Source organism: Shewanella sp. T24-MNA-CIBAN-0130 (genome assembly GCF_040310185.1).
Lineage (GTDB): Bacteria > Pseudomonadota > Gammaproteobacteria > Enterobacterales > Shewanellaceae > Shewanella > Shewanella psychromarinicola.
Genome location: NZ_JBEOPP010000069.1, coordinates 1 through 20,948, shown reverse-complemented (window position 1 = coordinate 20,948; position 20,948 = coordinate 1). Strand labels below are relative to the sequence as shown.

At 38.9% G+C, this 20,948-nt stretch carries 14 protein-coding genes and 1 tRNA gene; 10 read left to right on the top strand and 5 right to left on the bottom strand.

Translation table 11 applies throughout. The annotated features are described in order from the left end of the window. Window positions 1-211 precede the first annotated feature (211 nt). Complete coding sequence (locus tag AAEZ02_RS19440; RefSeq protein ID WP_351124598.1) at window positions 212-721, bottom strand: peptide-methionine (S)-S-oxide reductase; 510 nt, start codon at window positions 719-721, stop codon at window positions 212-214. Between the two features lie 381 nt (window positions 722-1,102). Here AAEZ02_RS19440 and AAEZ02_RS19435 point away from each other — a divergent pair, with 381 nt between their 5' ends. The 4 genes from AAEZ02_RS19435 to AAEZ02_RS19420 all read left to right on the top strand — a co-directional run bounded on the left by AAEZ02_RS19435 (window position 1,103) and on the right by AAEZ02_RS19420 (window position 7,056). Beyond that, complete coding sequence (locus AAEZ02_RS19435) at window positions 1,103-2,962, top strand: TonB-dependent receptor plug domain-containing protein (RefSeq protein WP_351124595.1); 1,860 nt, start codon at window positions 1,103-1,105, stop codon at window positions 2,960-2,962. Window positions 2,963-3,126: 164 nt separating this feature from the next. Continuing rightward, window positions 3,127-3,987 (top strand): EamA family transporter, encoded by an 861-nt coding sequence (locus AAEZ02_RS19430; protein ID WP_351124592.1) that lies wholly within the window; start codon window positions 3,127-3,129, stop codon window positions 3,985-3,987. 736 nt (window positions 3,988-4,723) lie between these two features. Continuing rightward, on the top strand, window positions 4,724-5,107 hold the full coding sequence (locus AAEZ02_RS19425) for a hypothetical protein (protein ID WP_351124589.1): 384 nt from the start codon (window positions 4,724-4,726) through the stop codon (window positions 5,105-5,107). 758 nt (window positions 5,108-5,865) lie between these two features. Continuing rightward, window positions 5,866-7,056 (top strand): MFS transporter, encoded by a 1,191-nt coding sequence (locus tag AAEZ02_RS19420; RefSeq protein ID WP_351124586.1) that lies wholly within the window; start codon window positions 5,866-5,868, stop codon window positions 7,054-7,056. 838 nt (window positions 7,057-7,894) lie between these two features. Here AAEZ02_RS19420 and AAEZ02_RS19415 read toward each other — a convergent pair. Beyond that, the gene (locus AAEZ02_RS19415) at window positions 7,895-8,260 is read right to left on the bottom strand and encodes a hypothetical protein (protein WP_351124583.1); all 366 of its coding nucleotides are present in this window, start codon (window positions 8,258-8,260) and stop codon (window positions 7,895-7,897) included. A 352-nt stretch (window positions 8,261-8,612) separates the two neighbouring features. Here AAEZ02_RS19415 and AAEZ02_RS19410 point away from each other — a divergent pair, with 352 nt between their 5' ends. Together AAEZ02_RS19410 and AAEZ02_RS19405 are read left to right on the top strand one after the other, a co-directional pair. Beyond that, window positions 8,613-9,395: a ferredoxin--NADP reductase gene (locus AAEZ02_RS19410; protein ID WP_351088599.1), complete on the top strand. Its 783-nt coding sequence runs from the start codon at window positions 8,613-8,615 to the stop codon at window positions 9,393-9,395. Window positions 9,396-9,556: 161 nt separating this feature from the next. Continuing rightward, window positions 9,557-10,060, top strand: a complete 504-nt coding sequence (locus AAEZ02_RS19405) for a hypothetical protein (protein WP_351088600.1) — start codon at window positions 9,557-9,559, stop codon at window positions 10,058-10,060. 601 nt (window positions 10,061-10,661) lie between these two features. Here the strand turns inward: AAEZ02_RS19405 and AAEZ02_RS19400 are convergent. The 3 genes from AAEZ02_RS19400 to AAEZ02_RS19390 form a co-directional block, all read right to left on the bottom strand. After that, window positions 10,662-13,799: an efflux RND transporter permease subunit gene (locus AAEZ02_RS19400; protein WP_351088601.1), complete on the bottom strand. Its 3,138-nt coding sequence runs from the start codon at window positions 13,797-13,799 to the stop codon at window positions 10,662-10,664. A 9-nt stretch (window positions 13,800-13,808) separates the two neighbouring features. Further along, a complete protein-coding gene (locus tag AAEZ02_RS19395; protein WP_351088602.1) occupies window positions 13,809-14,960 on the bottom strand; it encodes an efflux RND transporter periplasmic adaptor subunit in 1,152 nt (383 codons plus the stop codon). Window positions 14,961-15,136: 176 nt separating this feature from the next. After that, a tRNA-Ala gene (locus tag AAEZ02_RS19390) sits at window positions 15,137-15,212 on the bottom strand. Between the two features lie 657 nt (window positions 15,213-15,869). On the opposite strand from AAEZ02_RS19390, the gene AAEZ02_RS19385 reads away from it, so the two are divergent. The 4 genes from AAEZ02_RS19385 to AAEZ02_RS19370 form a co-directional block, all read left to right on the top strand. Further along, window positions 15,870-16,574 carry a DUF4386 domain-containing protein gene (locus AAEZ02_RS19385; RefSeq protein WP_351077875.1) on the top strand — a complete coding sequence of 235 codons (705 nt, stop codon included), beginning with the start codon at window positions 15,870-15,872 and terminating at the stop codon, window positions 16,572-16,574. 354 nt (window positions 16,575-16,928) lie between these two features. Then, window positions 16,929-19,352, top strand: a complete 2,424-nt coding sequence (locus AAEZ02_RS19380) for a winged helix-turn-helix domain-containing protein (protein ID WP_351077878.1) — start codon at window positions 16,929-16,931, stop codon at window positions 19,350-19,352. After that, window positions 19,349-19,786 (top strand): hypothetical protein, encoded by a 438-nt coding sequence (locus AAEZ02_RS19375; protein ID WP_351077881.1) that lies wholly within the window; start codon window positions 19,349-19,351, stop codon window positions 19,784-19,786. The genes AAEZ02_RS19380 and AAEZ02_RS19375 overlap by 4 nt, the downstream gene beginning before the upstream one ends. 1,001 nt (window positions 19,787-20,787) lie before the next feature. Beyond that, a partial coding sequence (locus AAEZ02_RS19370) for a transposase (protein ID WP_351124601.1) occupies window positions 20,788-20,948 on the top strand: 161 nt, incomplete at its 3' end.

Sequence of the window (20,948 nt, the reverse complement as noted above, 5' to 3'; positions counted from 1 at the left end):
AGGGCGATAGCAAGCGTAAGGGCGATAGCAAGCGTAAGGGCGATAGCAAGCGTAAGGGCGATAGCAAGCGTAAGGGCGATAGCAAGCGTAAGGGCAATATCAAGCGAAAGGGCGATAGCAAGCGAAAGGGCTTAGGAGCTAGACCGCTTTATCCGTGAGCGCAGCGTTCGCTTGTTATCGCTTGTTATCGTTTCTGAAGCCAATGTTCACCCTACTTGTATTTATGTAATATCTTCTTAGGAATATGACAATAATCATGTGGAAACCGAGTTAATCTTTGTTGGTGTTCTTCATCGCTTTTTACATAGTTGAGCAGCGGCAAAATTTCAACGACAATCTTATCTGCATCGTCACGGTGCTTAATATACTCAATAGCAGTCTCGAGGTGACTACTGTGTTTACTGTATATTCCGCTGCGGTATTTTTTCCCCACATCCTCGCCTTGCTTATTGATGCTGTAAGGATCAATAATTTCAAAAAAGTAACCTATAAGCTCATTAACATTAACAGTGCTTGGGCAGAAGGTCACTTTTACACACTCTGCATAGCCATCATAATTGCTCTTGGTGGTATCGGTTAAACCATTGGCTCGACCTGCCTGTGTTGCAAAAATGCCTGGCAAGTACTTCATAAATTCTTGCACGCCCCAAAGACAACCGCCGGCAAAATAAATTATTTCTCGCTCGTTGTAAGCAATCTTATTATCTGGTTGTATTTTCATATTAGGTCTTTATAAAAAATGAATTCAGTTTTATGAGTTATTCTATTGATTACTGTAATAGCAAGTAGACCGTTATTGATCTGTTTGTTATGTGTTCAGTGATAAATTATTATTAGTTGAGAATAGTTATCATGTGTAATATTTTACCTGCTAAGATACACTATTGATTAACGTATCGATTAACGTATCGATCAATCGCTTTCAACTGAAACCTATCTTACGATATTTCGTTTGCTTGTTCCAATTCGTTAACCCCTCCGCTGTATAGCACAAAGATGAGCAATGACTTTTTTTGCTACTTGGTCATATGATTGGGGGCAGGGGAAGTGAAAATAAGCGTTTTTACAGATAGTTCAAACAGTGTAAATAGAGAACATTAACATGATTCGAGTTGTACAAATTGCTTTGTCCGCTTTGTTATTTAGCCTATCGTCTGTTTCATCGGCAGCCGACGATGCTAATGATGTAAGTACAGATATTGAGAAAATTACGGTTCAGGGCTCAACCACGGCTAATACTAAACCTGTTGGCACTTTTGGTTCGCCAGTTTCAAATCTAGAATATGATCCGCGCGTTGATCTACAGTCGCGCAATATGGCAGAAGCTCAAGCTGATGTGACGATTCGAGGTGGTATTTTCGAAAATACTGGCTTTAGGGTCGGCAGCGCAACGTTATTGGATCCGCAAACGGGACATTACTTTGCCGAAATTCCGATTGCTCAGGAAATGCTATCTAACGCTAAGGTACTTACTGGCGCAGATAATGCGCTTTTCGGTGTTAACAGCTCGGTAGGCACAGTTTCCCGCGACTGGACAGCCATAAAAACCGCAGGTAGTGCTTCTATTGGCGCAGGTAATAACAATTTTACTCTTCAACGGGTTCACAGTGGTGTGAGTATGGCACTCGCTGACTCTACCGATTGGACTATCGGTTTTGAAGGTGAATATTCTCGCTCTGAAAGTGACGGTACGATAGAGAATGGCGACCATGATTTTCAACGTGCCTCTGGTCGTATTCAATTAGTTGGCTCATCATCACAGACAGATCTATTTTTTGGTTCTCAAGAAAAATTCTTTGGCTGGCCAAATATGTACACGCCATTTAATGTTAATGAAACTGAAGACCTCAAAACGCGACTATTATTGCTTAATCATAAACAGCATTATTCACGAGACAGCACATTTGAAATGTCCGCTTACAATCGTCGTAACACCGACCATTACGTTTTTTCGCGCGAAAATCCTGATGTATTTCAAGCCTTTCATGAAACCGATGTTACATCAATAGCACTTTCAGGGCGCCATGCACAAACAGCATCATTTGCCCTCAATTACTCAACACAGTTTATAACAGACAGTATTGAATCAACCACACTTGAAAATAACTTTACTTCGCGTGAGTATTACAAACTCAGTGTTTTGCCTGAATACCGAATGTCTCTACGAGATGATCAACAGTTAACTTTTCGTCTCGGCGCTGCCTTTGATGATACTAACCGGGACGATTCACAAGCCTCCCTTATTGGTGATATAACCTGGAATACAATAAATGCTGACGATACCTCGCAAACACTTTATCTCTCTTATGCAGAAGCCAGTCAAGTGGCAGGTTATACCGCTATAGGTGGGAGTGACAGCGGTGGGCTATTTAGAAGTAACTATGATCTTGAGCGAGAAACCACTAAAAATATTGAATTAGGCCTGGCATTAGACCGAGAAACCTGGCGCCTTGATTCGGCTATTTTTTATCGACAAGATGATGAGTTAGCCGATTGGACCTATAGCTTAAGTTCAACCTCTGCTCGTTCAGCAAATCCGGTCGATATAAATACGCTAGGTGTAGAGTTACTTGCGGTAAAACGTTTAGATAATGCAGAAATAATCACCAGCTATACCTTCCTTGATAAATCGGAAAATTATGGCGCTACGGATATCGATGCTAGCTTTTATGCATTGAACTACCCTGATCATCGAGTAACCTTAGGTGTTATTTGGCGACCTAGCGACATAGTGGAAGTCCGTGTTGATAACGAGTGGCGTAAACAAGAAGACAATATTCTACGAAACGGTGACGATGATGCTTTATTCACCCACCTCACGTTGAAGATTACTCCTTCGCAGTTTAACGGTCTGGATATCTTGCTTGCAGCAGACAATCTTTGGGGGGAATCATTTGAAGAGGTACCTGGAACACCTGGACGAGGGGAACAATACACTATTAGTGCTGCTTACAACTGGTAACCTTGTCTCAAGTAATCTATATCGGCCCCACTTTTTGACTGGGGTAAAATCGTTACTCTGTAGCACTTGAATAACAGACAACATATAATAAATACAAATCGTGTAGATAGTTAACTATTACAAATAGCTATTGAATCAATTGACATTAAATATTAGAGATTTTAATGATTTATCTAGTTATCACTACCTTGATTTGGGCTTTTTCCTTTGGTCTTATTGGCAATACGCTCAAAGGTATTGACCCACTTCAAATAGCAGATACGCGCCTATTACTGGCGCTTATTGTTTTTCTTCCCTTTATAAAACGCCGCAACACAACCGGGCAAGAAAAATGGCAGCTCATACTGCTTGGCGCACTTCAATACGGGGTAATGTACACCTGCTATCTTTCCGCTTTTCGTTTTATACCATCACATCTGGTTGCGCTATTTAGCGTTTTTACACCACTTTATATCGTTATTATCAACGATCTTCGACAGCGGTGTTTTACCCCATGGTATGTATTGGCCACGATACTTTCAATTTGTGGCGCCGCAATTATAAAAATGGGCGATATAGACTCAAGCGAAATTTGGTTAGGATTTGGCCTTATGCAAATAGCCAATATCGCTTTTGCTTTTGGGCAAGTTTATTATCGAGATTGGAAGCTAGATAGACCACATATTAGCGATAGCTCTGTATTTGGCTTTTTGTATTTAGGTGCAGCCGCTTTTACCACCATTGTTACGCTGGTGATTTCTCAGCAGCCACCCATTCCTTTAAGCGCAACACCAACGCAGTGGTTCGTTTTAGTTTATATGGGAGTCATTGCATCAGGGCTTGGTTTCTTCCTTTGGAATAAAGGCGCTACCAAAACAAGTGTCGGAGTATTAGGCGTCTTTAACAATGCGGTAGTGCCACTGGCTATGTTTGCCTCCTTGTTTATTTTTGGTGAAGCTAAGGGAGGAACACCAGAAGAACTTGTCAGGCTTGCCATCGGATCACTATTGATTTTGGCGGCTCTATTGATTGCAAAACGAAAATAAATGTCTTGATGATAATTGGCTCAGTTTTGCTGATAGGGGTTTTGCAGCCATCCCCTAGAAATCAGCGCTAAATGAAGTAAACACGCATTTACTTCATTCACTACAAGCTGATATTTTTAGATCGCAGACAGGGATCGGTTCGGTGTAAGTCTTGAAGATGCCTAACACCTATGAGCTTTTCGCCATTCAATAGGCGAACCATTGTACGGGTAGAAAGTATTTGGCTGCTTGTGCAGTCAAATTCAAATCAATCAACAAATTCATCTACTTCGTATGTCTATAAGCGGTCAAATCATCGTGCTCTTAGCATTAAAAGCATGCAAACACATATTGGCTATCTTATTGCGTATTGTTTTAAAATAAAGAATGCTGCCTGACGCTTTCGTGATCCTTTAGAATATCAGGGGCACTACGACTAAATGGATTTAGCAGGTAAAGCGACGCGGGATGCCAAAGCCGAGACATTTATCGGTTAACCTTAATGGGACTATTCAAGTCTCAGGTGCTTTGTGCACAGTTAGATTCAGGCTCTTTTAAGGTGTAAACGACTTTGTTGATTGTATTAACTAATGCGCGCCTATAAGGTGTCATTCTTTATAAAATCAACTGCAGGCGTTCTAGCTTAAATAGCATCTGGCATAGTGATGATGGTGAGAAGTCATTGCTTCATTAGCCACATAATTTTAACGTGTTTTAAACCAGCATAAAAATTTAAACCCACCACGAGGAGTTAATGATGATTACTTATTTTTACTGGGCTGTTGTTATAGGGATAATGGCTGGATTAGGCTTTCTATTGGGTAAGAAACAGAAATGGAAATCTGCCATGATTGCGTGTTCCATTGTATTTTTTATTGGTTTGCTGGCTTACTATTTTCATTTTCAGCAAGTTTTTGTAAAAAATTATGGGGGTGTGATGTCAATTACTGTGCCTGATGGTCAGAAACATATTCTCGCGACCTGGAAAGACGATAATTTGTGGATCGAAAACTATGATCCTCAAACCAATACCTGCCATTTTAACGAATATTCCAAGGGCAACTTGTTACAGGGAAAAGTGACTATTAAAAATTGTTCTCCCATCGCTTTGCAGCAAAGTGTGCAGTCCGGCGCTCATTAATCAGCATCCTCAAGAATATCAGGTAACGCTGCTGTTATTTTATGAATTTTCTTTTCGATGATAATTCCATCATCAGCGAGAAAACCACGGAGTTGATTACTGATAGCAGTACGTTGTTTTACATGACGTTCGAGTATACGTTGCAGGCGTTGTATGTCTTGCTGCTCAAGTGATTTAGGGCGGTAAAAATGAATATTAGCCTAGAACTCGCTTCAGCAATTGCCAATGCATCATTAGCATCATTTGTATTTCCCTGTACAAATGGCTTAACTTTGATTGCTGGAATTAAATCAACTTGATGCCGAGTTTGATGATTTCTCTGCCCCAATAGTTAGCTGAATAACACGCTTCCATCGCTACTCGTGTCGGCTTATATTGTCGAAACTGATTATTCAAAGGTGCAGTTGGGGCGTTACCTGCCTTAACCGAATATTGTGAGCATCTTGAGCGAAAACGACGCCAAGGCGCAGCAAACTGCCAGTGCTGCCAGTGCTGGTTGTGCTGGTTGTGTAAACAATAACGTCTTAATCTAACAACACCACTTTTTACATGATTGATATCAAGCTTTTCTACTGCGATAAATCGATCATATTACTGATGAATTGGCCATTGAGTGCTAATTGGTTAAATCATTCTGTTGAATTTGCTCGATGATAAAATCATACCCGGAACTGTGCAGCTAATGTTTTTTAGTTACATTGACTATAATAATCTAATTATAAGACGTTTGATTGAAGCATTTACTGAATAGGCCATTTATGAATTCATTAGAGAATCAAGCAGCCCCTCGGCCTAGCTATTTACACCCAGTTTTTTTTGGCTCTTTTTCTTTCGTTTTTCTCAATTTCAGTTTACCCATCAGAGCTGATGATCTTGGCATAGATGCAGTAGGGATCGGAGGCATGTACGCTGTGTTCACAGGCGCCATGTTATTATTTCGACCTATTGTTGGTTATTGCTTAGATAGGTTCGGGCGCCACCTTTTCTTCTCTAGTGCGTTCTTTTTCTATGTTCTCGCAATGCTTTTGTTTGTTCAAAGTAATAGTATTTATGATTTCTATTTAGCGCGTTTTCTTCAAGGCATAGGCGCCTCGCTCATGTGGGTGTCCGCAAGAACAATGACCTCTGATTTAAATAAAGCGAAGTCAGCAGGTTCAGCCATGGGGATACTCACAACGACATCGGTCCGTGGCAGTATGGTGGGAGCGACTTATGGATTTACCTTATTGGGGTTTTTACCTATGCAATCCGCTTGGGTGTGGGCGTTTATAGGTTATGCTTTAATGTCGGTTGTGGCATTGCTGTTGTCTTTGAAGGTTAAAGAGACATCTACAACGGTTTTTCCGAATAATTCACACGATAATTTCAACAGGAAAGTTCCTTGGTCACCTAATTTAGCTAAGGTCTTGTTCATCGTGTTTTTATCTGCTTTTGCGAGCGCATTAATAGAACCAATTTACTTACTTTTTTTGAAAACCAAATTTGACATCAATGTGATTATTTTGGCATTAGTATTTTTCCCCGCGGGCTTAGTTCATGCAATATTACCGCGGTACTCTGGTCAGTGGTCAGACAAATGGGGAAGAGGAAAAATAATCGCAATCGGCCTTGCAATAGCAGGTTGTCTTTCTATTGCCTTACCTTATTGGGAATCTCTTTATTTTATTGCTGTTTCGTATATTTTGTTCTCCATCGGCTGGGCAATGGCTAGTCCAGCCGAGGATGCGTTAGTTAATGACATTTCACCTGCTCACTTACGAGGCACTGTAATGGGGATAAAAGAGGGAGCGAGCGGCACTGGCTCAGCATTGGGTCCGTTGGCCGGCGGGTATATTTATGAGTATTGGGCAAAAGAAATGGCTTTTGTGAGCAATGGTATATTATTAATAGTCGTTGCGATATTAGCGCTATTTTGGTTCAAACAGAAAATTATTTCTTCTAAAGTTTAACGGCGCTATGAAGCATTGATAAACAGATATCTAACGGCATTCATTGGGCTATTTCAAGTATGGAATGCCTTTAGTTTCTAACAATTCTATTTACCTTTATTGTGCTCAAACCATTCAACTGATAAATAACTGCATTTTCTGTCAGTTTTTGCTTAAGACAGCAGCACGGCAAAAGCCGACGGTCGCAGAATATTATTGAAGTGCTTTGGAAAAGTACTGAACACGTTAGATTTTTGAAAAAAATAACAAAAAATAACAATACCACCCAACTTTTTAGGCTGAATATTGAACAACAACCTACGCTTTATTTACCCTTTTAAATGGTAATTGAACATGGCCAGACCAAGACAAACAATTGTTAGTTTACAAGATACGCCTACTCCCTATATATAGAAAGTTATCACTGTTGTTCACGTGTAGTGCGTAAAGCCTTTCTGTGTGGTATCGATAATTCAACAGGTGAGAATTTTGAACATCGGCGTGAATGGGTTGATTCTCGCATCCTTGAGCTTGCAACTATCTTCGCTATTCATATATGTGCTTATGCATTCTTGTTAATAAGCAAGGAGCAATCATCTGTATGTAGTCGTTAAAGTCGATGCTGCTAGAGTGAAACACTCTGCCAGCGCTGGCTGTGCACTTAAACGCTCACTTTTTAATCCCATAACGTCACTTTAGGCTTGATTGATATCAAGCTATCCTGCTGTGTTAAATCGATCATATTACTGATGAATTGGCCATCGAGTGCTAATTGGTTAAATCATCCTGTTGAATTTGCTCGACGATAAAATCATACAAGGTGAACGCAACTCAAATAGAATGGGGATTATGTTGTAAATTATTTCCCAGTCATTTGCATAATATATAGCGCAGTCATTAAATCCAGATGGGCACCACCGCCATTTTTGAACAGCGTTATTTTCGCTTCGGTTTGGCGTCCTTGTCCGTTATTACAAAGTTGGTAGAAGTCTGAGATAACGTCATTTTCTGTAATTATTCCATTCTTTATCGGCGTAGCAAGTTCACCAATCTCATGAATTGCGGTTTCTCGTGAATCAACAAATATACGCGATTTGACCAATAGTGCATCATCGGCTTCGCGCATATCAGCTCGCGGCGCTTTGTGGCCTTCAAATAAAACATTACAAAGTTCTGTCCAGGATAAATTATTCTTAACATCTTCTGCATTAATAAAGAAAGGCATGTAATTGAAATCATTGGTTTAAGTTAAATTATCTTCATCATACTTGTATTGTGATAATTAATCGATTCTAGTGGATGGTATAGTGGTCACAGGCTTTGGGTTAAATAAATAGTCTTTCGGAAGCATAATGTAGATATGCTTACTCTAGAATTTAGTTGACCAGATCAGCATTCAAATAAGCACCATTTTGCGGTTAAATGAGATCTTTTCCCTGCCGGTGTTTTTCAAAAGAGTTGTGTCATCCCCAAAGAGCTTGGTTTTACGCAGCGGCAGAGGGCCATTCGTACTTACAATCTGCCATGTATACCTGCATCCCGCAGGTAAATTAATTATGAAAATGTACAGGAAAAACATGAATAAAAAATTCAACCCCGAAAAAGTCACAGATGTCGTTCATTGGAACGATACATTATTTTCTTTCAAGACAACGCGTAGTCAAGGCCTTCGATTTAGAAATGGGGAATATGTCATTATTGGCTTAGCGCAGAAAGAGACTAAACCAATCCTGCGAGCCTATAGTCTTGCTAGCGCAAACCATGAAGAATACTTAGAGTTTTTCAGTATTAAAGTCGAGGGTGGTGCTTTTACATCAAAATTACAACATTTAGCTATTGGAGATGAAGTTATTATTGGTAGTAAGCCAACAGGAACACTGGTTATTGATGATTTAAAAGACGGTAGAAATTTACTCTTGATTGGCACAGGTACAGGGCTGGCCCCGTTTTTAAGTATTATTAAAGATCCTGAAACCTATGAACGTTTTGAAAAAGTTATTTTGTTCCATGGCGTAAGGTATACCAATGAGTTGGCATACCATGAGATATTAACAACAGATCTTCCTAATCATGAATATCTTGGTGAAATGATAACTGAACAACTCATCTACTATCCGTGTGTCACTCGTGAACCCTATAAAAATCAAGGACGAATTACTGATTTAATTAATTCGGGGAAATTATATACAGATATTGGGATAGCCGAACTCGACCCTGAACTTGATCGAATGATGATGTGCGGTAGTCCTTCCATGTTAGAAGACACTTGTGCCATGCTTGATGAAAAAGGCTTTAAGGAAAGTCCTAAAAAAGGAGTGCAAGGAGACTACGTTGTTGAGAGAGCTTTTGTTGAAAAATAGCCTTTTTGAAGCCAATAGCACTAAATAGCTCAATTACACTCATTCGGCGAAAAACCCCGAGACCCGAGCAAAACGAAAGTCCCGGGGAATTTAGCGGATCTAATTTAGCCACCCAACCTGTTATTAAGGTGTCTAAACAATCAACTTAAACAGAGACTCATATGAAAATTTTTATTAGCATCGCACTCTTGGCTATCCTATTACCAACAATGAGTTATGCAGAAGATGTACATAAGCATGAAGAACACGTAAAGGCTTCTGGTGTAGAGGCGCTTTCTCCTGATTTGCGCAAACTATTATCTGAAGAAATGAAAGCATTACAGGGTGGAATGATGTCTATAATCCCTGCATATATTTCTGGAAACTGGAGCGAAATAGAAACTACGGCACAGAAAATAAAGAGTAGTTATATATTGAAACAAAGCCTAACAGAAAGCCAAGTAAAAGAACTACATTCAGTATTGCCACCTGAATTTATTGAAAAAGATCAGCGGTTTCATTATTTAGCAGGAATGCTTGAACATGCCGCACAAAGTAAAAAGCCAGAGCTAATAAATTTTTATTTTTCTGAAATGAATGAGTCGTGCGCTAGTTGTCATGCCGTATTTGCAACGCATAAATTTCCAGCCTTGAAACCAGCGGGAAAAGATGGGCATGCACACTAATATGTATAACTAATAGGATTTAATTTAGCCACCTATGATTGTTCCGTTGAATTGCTCGTAGAGAAAATTATACAAGGTGATCGCAACTCAAATAGAAAGGGGTTATGTTGTTACTTCAAAAAATGGGTGGCATGTATTTGCTATGTATTTGCTATGGGATAGATATTGAAACCTGTCATCAATATGGCGGTGTGGTTAAGATCATTAAGCATTGAAGATCCAGCAGTGATAACAAAGAGACTAAGTCATCTGAATAAAAAAATGACGCAATTGTCAAAATCATTCTTACGGTAAGTAGAGCACCTCCTCAGGCAAGTCTATTTGAATAAACATAAGTTAATCATAAACAAAAGCAATATTCAGAGCTGGTTTGCCCAACAGCGGGCCGCAGTTGCCCTTTACCTCACATTTTATGAAACCGGTGAGTACATGGGAGAAATATCTGACTTTCGTAGCTTCATTAAGATGAAAGTTAAGTAAATACAAAACAAATATGAAGAAAAAGATGAAATTATCAACTAAAGTATATTTTAGATCTAATGAAAAATGACGTTTATTCTACTTATCCTCCGCATTCAGCCTCTCAGCTTTTATCGCACTTTTATTTATCATCTTCTATCAGTGCAGTTTTATCTTTTGGCGCTTTAAATGATTCACGCATCTTTTGCATCATCGCGTAGAAGATAGGTACCAGTATGGTTGCGAGTATTACTGATGCAACCATGCCCCCTAATACAGCATAACCTAATGATTTTCGGCTTTCAGCACCTGCGCCTGTTGCAAGAACAAGTGGTACAACACCTAATACAAAAGATAGCCCAGTCATCAGTACAGCACGGAAACGCAAACGACCCGCTTCAACAGCGGCTTCCAGCGTTGGCTTGCCACCTTCTTGTAATTCTTTAGCAAACTCTACTATCAAGATAGCACTCTTACTGGCGAGACCAATTAATAACACTAAACCGATTTGAGCATACAAATTAAGCTCATAACCCATAATGTTAAGGTAAATAAAAGCACCTAACATAGCGAGGGGAACAGAAAGCATTACCGCTAATGGAATGGTCCAACTCTCATATTGTGCGACTAGGAATAGATACGTAAATACAAAAGCTAAAGCAAAAATATATGGCGCTAAATTTCCCGCTTGTAGCTCTTGGAACGTTTGTCCAGTCCATTCATAACTGTAACCAGAGGGTAATGTATTCACAGCACGTTCGACTGCCGCTATCGCTTCACCGGTACTGTATCCTGGAGTGGGGAAAATATTGATATCTGTTGAGCTAAATAAATTGTACTGTTTAACGGATTCGGGTCCAAGAATCGGTGTTATTTCAACTAGCGTGCTGAGTGGCACCATCTCATTGTTTTTTGTGCGCACATAGTAGCTATTAATATCTGTTTCACTGTCTCTGAACTCATTATCCGCTTGCACCATGACACTAAACACTTTACCAAAGCGATTAAAATCATTCACGTAATAGCCACCCAGTTGGGTTTGTAAGGTATTAAAGATAACGCTCAATTCGATGCCTAAATCTTTTGCCTTTTTACGGTTAATATCCAGATACATCTGAGGCACATTAGATCGAAAGTTACTAAATGAAAAGGCAACTTCAGGTAAACTATTGAGATTTAATATAAAGGATCCCATCACTTGTGATAATTGTTCTGGAGTTCTTCCTTGCGTATCTTGCAATACAAATGAAAGTCCACTGGTAGCACCTAAACCAGGGACAGAGGGCAGGGCAAAGGCCATTACTTTTGCAGAAGGTAATGTATTAAATTTCCCTTGTAAGCGTGCGATGATTTGATTCTGATGCATGCTTTTATCACTACGTTCATCCCAATCTTCAAGGGTAATAATGAGCAAACCACCATTAGATGCAACTGAGCCCGTTAAAATACTAAAACCACTCACATGAATAACATCAGCTACACCTGGCTCATCGCTCGCAATCGTCACTAATTCATCTATAACATCTTCTGTACGGTTAAGTGAAGCACCATCAGGTAGCTGAATATCTACCATAAATGATTTTTTATCTTCGATGGGGATAAAGCCTGAAGGCGTATTACCGGCAAGTACGAATAATGCACCCATTAGTATCACAAAGCCGATGCCGACGAGTAATAATCGGCGTACTAATAGACTGACTATCGCAGTATAGCGTTCGGTTAATTTATTAAAGAACTTGTTAAACTGAAAATGAAAGCCTTTTGTATGTTTTTTGGGTTTGCGTAATAATGTTGCCGCTAATGCAGGGCTTAAGGTCAATGCATTGACTGACGAGATAAGCACTGAAATACAGATAGTAATAGAGAATTGAGCATACATTTGCCCTGTAATACCTGGCATTACTGCTGTTGGGGCAAAAACAGCTAATAATACTAATGTTGTCGCAATGATGGGCCCAGTCACCTCTTTCATTGCTTTTTCAGTGGCATCTATGGGGGATAATCCTTCATCTTCCATTAAGCGCGTTACATTTTCTATCACTACGATTGCATCATCTACCACAATACCAATTGCGAGCACCAGAGCGAACAGTGAGATGGTATTAATACTCATGCCAATGGCAAGCATAAAGGCAAAGGTACCGATCAATGAAACTGGAATTGCAATCGCGGGAATAAGAGTTGAACGTACATCTTGCAAAAACAGGAATACAATTAAAATAACAAGCGCAACCGCAACTAATAATGTTTCAATCACTTCACCAATAGAAGCGCTAACGGCTTCGGTCGTATCATAAGCGATGACACTTTCAATATCCGTTGGGAAGCTAACAGATAAACGTTCAAGATCTTTTTTGATTGATTCTGCTACCTCTAACGCGTTTGCCCCCGGAGATTGATATACGGCAATAATGGCCGAGGGTTTATTATTAAACTTACCTTCAGCATCGTAGCTACTTGAGCCTAATTCTATGCGAGCAACTGCATTTAAATAAACTTTCGAACCGTCAGGATTCGCACGGATCATAATCTCTGAAAATTCTTCAGCAGTTTGGAAGCGACCTTTAGTTTGCAAAGTATATTGAAAACTTTGATCTTTAGAGGAGGGGGACGCACCAACACGACCTGCTGCGACTTGAATATTTTGTTCTCGTATAGATGCAATCACATCTTCTGTGGTGACATTTAAGGTAGACATTTTATTCGGATCAAGCCAGATACGCATTGCATAATCCATCGCACCAATAATTTGTACTTCTGATACGCCTGGCTGACGGGCTAAAGAATCTTTAATATTGATATTGGCATAATTGCTTAAAAACAGAGAGTCGAAGGTTTCATTAGGTGAGTTTAAATTCACTACTAATAACATATTCGGTGATTTTTTCTTAACAGACACACCTGATTGTTGCACTTCTGCAGGCAGTTTTGCCATCACTGAGGTAACACGGTTTTGCACGTTGACCTGAGCCATATCAGCATCAGTTCCTACAGCAAAGGTAATACTAAGTGAATAACTACCATCATTTGCACTACTTGAAGACATGTATAACATATCCTCTACACCGTTTACTGATGACTCGATTGCTTGAGCAACGGTAGATTTTACTGTTTCAGCACTTGCGCCCCGGTAACTTGTCGTAACACTCACCTGTGGAGGTGCAATTTCAGGGAATTCGGCGACAGATAAAATGGGAATAGATAATAAACCTGCAAGCGTTAATACAATTGAAATAACAAAAGCAAATTTAGGTCGATGAATAAAGAATGAACTGATCATAGTGGTAACCTATTTTTCATTTTTTGAAGCGAAAGGAGTTTCAGTCTGCTCTGTTGTTTCAACTACAATACCGACACGCACTTTTTGTAACCCTTCAACGACTATTTTTTCACCGAGTTTTAACCCTTTTATCACTTCCCAACGAACATCATAACGAGTACCTAGTTTAACCATGCGTTTTTCAATTTTGTTTTCTTCGTTAACCACTAATACAAAACGTCCTTGTTGCTCTTCTTGTACGGCTGATTGTGAAATCACAACAATTTTTTCTTCGTGGGGCATTGCGAGTGACAATTTAGTATATTGCCCTGGTAATAAGGATGCCTTGGGGTTAATAAATATCGCTCTAATAGCTAATGTACCTGTGCTTTGATCAATACGGTTATCAATGAAGTCAATTTTCCCTGTATGAGGGTAGTCCAGTGTATCTGACAAGTTAATTGTCGCCGTCAAGTCATCTGTGTCTACAGTGAGTCCATCGGTAAACTCTTTACGCGCTTTAGTTAATGTTTTTTCAGGAATTTGAAAGTTAACCCAAATAGGGTCGAGTTGTACTAATGTCGCTAACTCTAAATTATTTGCAGTGATTAAGTCCCCTGTGCTCACTTTTGAGCGACTAATTCGGCCTGAAATAGGTGCCATTATTTTTGTATAAGAAAGGTTTAATAAAGCATTATCGAGATAGGCTTGTTTAATCGCTACATCTGACTCTGTTTGATTCATACTGGCTGTTAATTCATCTATGTCCAACTCTGAAATTGCACCCGTGTTAATTAATTTTTGACCACGTTGCCAACGGTTTTTAGCAATTTTGTAAGCTGACTGCGCATGTTTTAAAGATGCTTTTTGTTGATTTACTTCTGTATTATAAGGGGTAGCGTCAATTTCGAATAAAAGATCACCTGCTTCTACATCATCACCACCAGTAAAATGACGCTTTAATAAAACACCTTCAACTTGTGCACGGAGCGATACATCTTCAGTTGCTTCTGTTCTACCTATAAAAGCCATTTCTGGCACAATATCGATCTCTTTTATTATCTCAACAACAACATGTGGTGCCGGAGCTGCAACCTCTGTTAAGGCTGCATCGTTACAAGCAGAAAGAAGCAATAATAATGAAACAATAAGTAGGGAGCGTGGCAGTGAAAATGTGTTCATGAGTAAGCCTTATAAGTCAATTTGATTGCTTAAAAATTAAGCTTATTAAATAAGTTCAATGATTGCTATTATTTAATGGTTTTATTTATATTGTAGTGATGCTTGGATGGGGAGTTGTTAGTCGGAAGTATTTAGCCATTAGCCATTAGCTAAATACTAAGTTCTATATTTTAAATTGGTGGAGCTATGCGGGATCGAACCGCAGACCTCTTCGCTGCCAGCGAAGCGCTCACCTAGCTGAGCTATAGCCCCATCATATTGTTCAGACATAAATTAACATTGCCATCCAAGATGGTTGGCTAAATAACAAACAATAATCTACGCTTTATTTACCCTTTCAAAATGGTAATTGAAGTTGGCCATACCCAGACAAACAATCATTAGCTTAGATGACACACCTTCTCACTGTATATAGAAAGTTATCATTGTTGCTCGCGTGAAGTGCGTAAGGCTTTTCTGTGCGGCATTGATAACTCAACAGGCGAAAATTTTGAGCATCGCCGAGAGTGGGTTGATTTACGTATTCTTGAATTGGCTACCATCTTTGCGATTGATATCTGCACTTATGCATTCTTATTAATAAGCAGGGAGCGACCATTTGCATGTGGTGATAAAAGTTTATGCAGATAAGGCTAAACAATGGTCAGATAAAGACGTGCTTATGCAGTGGCATAAAAGCTTTAAAGGCACATTGTTAACTAATAAATTTGTCAAAAGGGAAGACCTCAACCAATTTGAATGATTTAATTTAGCCATGATGGTTCCGTTGAATTGGCAGTAGAGCAAAATATACAAGGTGATCGCGACTCAAATAGGAAAGGGTTATGTTGTTACTTCAAAAAATGGCTGGCTATGTATTTTTAGAAGCCGATATGGCACCTCTTATCAATGAATTAAAGGATTAACTTGATGGACAATGATTCTGCACAGGATTTTTCTAATGGTCTAACGCAAAGAAACTCAGCCATAATCGCTGGGCTAGGTCTGTTGGTAATGGTTTTCGCAGCACCCATAGCAAATTTCTATTTCATGTCGCAAAGCGTTGTCAAAGGTGATATCGCTGCAACAGTCAATGGCTTGCAATCCAATGGAACTCCATTTCTAATTGGCACATTCTTGTTATTTGTTACTTATGTGATGGATATTATTGTCGCATGGGCTTTATTTTGGTATTTGCGTAAAGATCAAAGAGCGCTTTCACAGTTGGTTGCGTGGTCTCGGCTTATTTACACTGCGCTTGCTTTCGTTGGTCTATCTTCGAGTATTCTAGCCTACGACTTGGCTGTGAGTCTGTCGATATCAAATTTATTCAGCGAATCAGATATCCAAACGATGGTTTTTGCCCACCTGTCAGCGGCTAAGTCGATGGAGTCGATGGCGCTGATGTTGTTTGGGGTTCACCTAGGTATGCTCAGTATTTTGTTATGGCGTTCTACCGTTACTCCAAGCTGGCTTAGTATTCCAGTGGGGCTAGCCGGCATGTCTTATATTGGTATGTATTTAGACAAATACTTTGCTCCAGATGTCGATTGGGGCTGGTTAATTCTCTTTGCGCTAGGAGAACTCGTATTGATGGTTTGGTTACTTGCATTCGGTTGGCGTAAACAAAGTTAGCCACTAACAAACGACTATGGCGTCCTTATCCCAAGTGTTGAACAAACCCGAACACCTGAGATATGACTCTTTATAGTGTAAATAACAGTTCGAGAAAACGAGCTGTTTGAAGTGACCTTTTATTCATAACAATTCAAAGTGATACATCATTTAATAGACGACCTACCGCTTGAACCTAATTTGATGTTAAGCACATTATCATCAATCATGTTCAATTCACTCATTTGATATTTAGGTAAATTCAACCTAATGTTATTGATGACTTCTGCTGTTAGAGCTATGTAGCTCAAACTAAAAGAATGGTATTCCACCCACTTAGCGACGTGAGTAAGATAAGGAATAAGGCCCTTTTTTATGGAATATGGAGAGAGACGCGCAAGTGATAACGCCGCTATTAATGCTGAACTTTTAAAAGGATTCATGCTCGGAGATATTGTCATCATACCTAATGATAATGTCGCCATATTTAATGGCAAACGACGTCATATCTCTCCTAAAGCCTTAGAAATTCTGTTGTTTATGGCCAGTAATCAAAATAAATTACTGTCAACTGAGCAATTGTTGAAAATAGGTTGGGGAGAAAAAGTAACCAAACGGGGAAATTTATCACATGTCATTAGTGAATTAAGACATGTATTGGATGACCATAAAGAATCTCCTGAGTTTATTCAAACACTAAACCGTAGAGGGTATCGTTTAATTGCCGCCGTAAAAAGTGTCGATGATAAAGTGCTTTATCCCAATTTATGGCCTTCGAATGAAGTGCCTGCACCTCAATTGAGCAATGACAATTGGCATTTATCCGTCGCATTATTGAAAAATTCGCGATTATTTAAAGTAACAGTAGCATTTTCTATTAGTACTTGGGTTATTATTCAAATTATTGCACTGGTATTTCCTATATTTAATGTGCCTGAATGGGGTCTGAAAATTGTTGTTCTCTTATTGGTTATCGGATTTCCTCTCATCTTACTTTATACTTGGTTACAAGAAATAAAAATAAAGAAAAATCTATTTTATATAAATAACAACAGCCCACGCAAAAAATTATTTTATAAACAACTGCTCTTTGATTTTATATTTATTGGTTTATTGTCTTCATTTGTTGGCTTCTTATCTATGCATCTAATTGATTCTATAGAATTAGAACAAAATGGTTTGACTAACAACAGCCGCTTACCACCTTCTGTTACTCTTCAACATGATTTATTAGCTGTCATTCCGTTTAAATTTGATAGCCACTCCAATGTACCCGATTATTTTAAAGCCACTTTTCAAGGTGAAGTAATTAACGCTTTATCAAATCAAAAGAATTTTAATTTGGTATCTCAACGGGCTATTAATGAGGTAGCTGTTAGTAGCACAATTAAACAATATGCCGAAAAGTTAGGGGCTAAATATTTACTAGATGGACAAGTCGTTGCAAATAATGAAGAAATAATAGTTATGCTTAACATTACCGATACCGAAACGGCTCTTCAAGTTTGGGCATCGTTAATTAAAGGTGCACCGGATAATTTATTGCATGTACAAAAGGAGCTTTATCGTAAAGTATTTAATGCATTGGATCTTATTGCAAAATCTTCTACTACAAATGTTGAAACATTAATAAGCACGGACGATTTTAAAGCTTACGACAGTTATATTCAAGGACGTGGCCAACTGGCTAATATCCCTACGCTGGAAACAACCGCAGCGGCTGAAATTCATTTTTTAAATGCGCTTGAATTAGATTCAAACTTTTCTTTAGCCAATGCAGGCTTGTGCCAAACCTATCTTGAACAATATGCACTTTCAAAAAATGTAGCGTCATTTCAATCGGCAAAGAGGATCTGTAGCGCCTTAACCCAAGTTTCACAATTAAAAGAAGAAGCTTACATCGCATTAGGAAACTTAAATCGCATTAGCGGACAATACGCTATTTCTGACCAGTTTTATCAACAAGCATTGACGTTAAACGATAAAAACTTACCCGCGATAACAGGTATCGCTCAAAATAAGCATACCCAAGGTGATATAAAGCAAGCTGATTTACTCTTTGCTAAGGCGATTCAACTTGAGCCAGGATATTGGAAAAATTATCAAATATATGGTCACTTTTTATTTAGTATTGGTCATTTTGCACAGGCGAGTGAACAATATACCAAAGTCACTTTATTGAAGCCAGATTTTGAAAAAGGATTTAGTAATTTAGGTTCTTCATACTATCTTAATGATGAGTTAGATAAGGCGAGTGATGCATGGCAACATTCATTAAGCATTAGCCCAAATGCCATTACTTATTCAAATTTAGGCACGGCATTTTTTTTCCAAAAGCAATTTACCCTCGCGACTAAAAATTATTTACTGGCCACCAAATTAACGCCGTTTGATCCTACGCTATGGGGGAATTTAGCCGATGCGCAAAAATTTTCTGGAGATATAAAAAATGCAAGATTGTCATATACTAAAGCGCTTGGTCTTGCCAAAGAACAATTAAAAGTAAATCCCAATCAAGAAACCATGCAAGCATCATTAGCACGTTACCAATCCGAATTATTACAATGTGATAGTGCCCTAAACAGTATTGAAACACTACGGACGTCACAAAGTAACGATCCTTATATTTATTACGACACCGCAATTGTAGCGCTTAATTGTGGTCAAAAATCATTGGCACAAACACTGATTAATACTGCATTGACACTAGGTTATCCAAGAAAAATACTTGCTCGAGATATTCAATTTATATCTATTTATTCAACTAGTACTCTAGAAAAAGAAGGAAAATTAATATGAAATTGGTCATGAATTATACAAGAAACTACTTAAAAAGCTTAGTCACTATTATTTTCGGTATTGCAATTATGCTGTCTGGGAATTCGTTTGGGGCTGACAAACAGATAGCGTTAACCGTTAATGAATGTGCCGTATCAGCTTCGGTAAACGGTGGCAGTGGCTGTGATGCCGATCAATGTGCTAGTGAAGCTGGCTGTATATGCACAAAGAAAGGGGATTTTATTACTTGGAAATTAGACAATGAAGTTGATTCAGACTTTAAACTTAAATTTTCTGGTGATTCACCTTTAAAAGACAATTGTGGCAAAAATTTTAAAAAAAACAAGCGTAAGTGCAAGGTGAAAGAATCGTTAACCGTTGGCCAATCTTTTGATTATCAAGTGGTGATGCAAGGCTGCGATAATGGTTCGGATCCAAGAATTATCATTCAATAACTGACATAGACATCAGCAAACGTACCGAAATGGTTAAAAAAAGCCACTATGATAACAGCAATGTAGTGGTATAGTTTTATTTTCATATTCCGAGAAAAGCCCGCACGCTTGCCCAGTCTTGGAAAGGATCGGTTCCAAAGTGTAAGACTTTACCTGTAAATAACTCCTTTTCCTTCATTGTAATCATCAATAAGAAAATCTCCTTTTAGTAGATCTTTTCGTGGAGAGATTATTAGTTGATGCACATAATCCATACCTAAGTGTGTTTCAATCCAAGTTCATTTTCCGTATAGCAAAGTGGATTCATGACGGAAGGTGCTGTCAGGATAAATGGATCGTAATGCTGAGATGCTAATAACTGTCTCATAGCTTCAATGCCACCTGTTATTGGTAGCAAATAATGAAAGAAACCAGGCTTACTTTGGGGAAATTGAATTTCAGGATAAAGCTTCAATGCTAGTTGATGGGCGCTTGCGTAATCGCACAGGGTATCATCATGTCGATATAGATAATTTTCTTACTCATATACTCATTTCCACTACATTCTCTTTAAAAGCATTATACAGCTAGGTCGTTTTCGCGCACATTCCATGAAACCGTAAGTCATGGATGACAGAAACAGGGAACTTGCTATAGATGATTCTCATACTTTGTCACAGCTGAGGTTATTCGAATATCAAAACTTCGTGACCCGTTTTTGTCCAGAAGTGGGATAGGGCGCACATGACATTTATTTGTACCCCAAGCAGGTTCGATAGACGGATCAAGTACAGTATATTCATTTAGAGTTGCCATACTTTCTGACTGAAATTAATTCCTAACAGCAGGAAAATATGGCTTAGCTACTTCTATAAAACTTAACTAAGGAAAGGATCGCCACATATCAGAGTCATCAGCATTATCTGTATTGGAAACTGAAGCTATGCCCCCTGTGTCAGGATTGTTGTCACCCCTTAAAATCATCCAATAATTAAATAGAGGGGGCGGTCAATGAGAGCTCAATGGCACGATATTCATCTGAACGTAAAGAAGCAGTTTTAAAGAAGTTATTGCCTCCCCACAATATGACCGTCATGGAAGTGGCACGTAGTGAAGGGATCGCCTACCAAACCCTGTATCATTGGCGCGATAAAGCTAAAAAAGAGGGTCGCCCAGTGCCAGG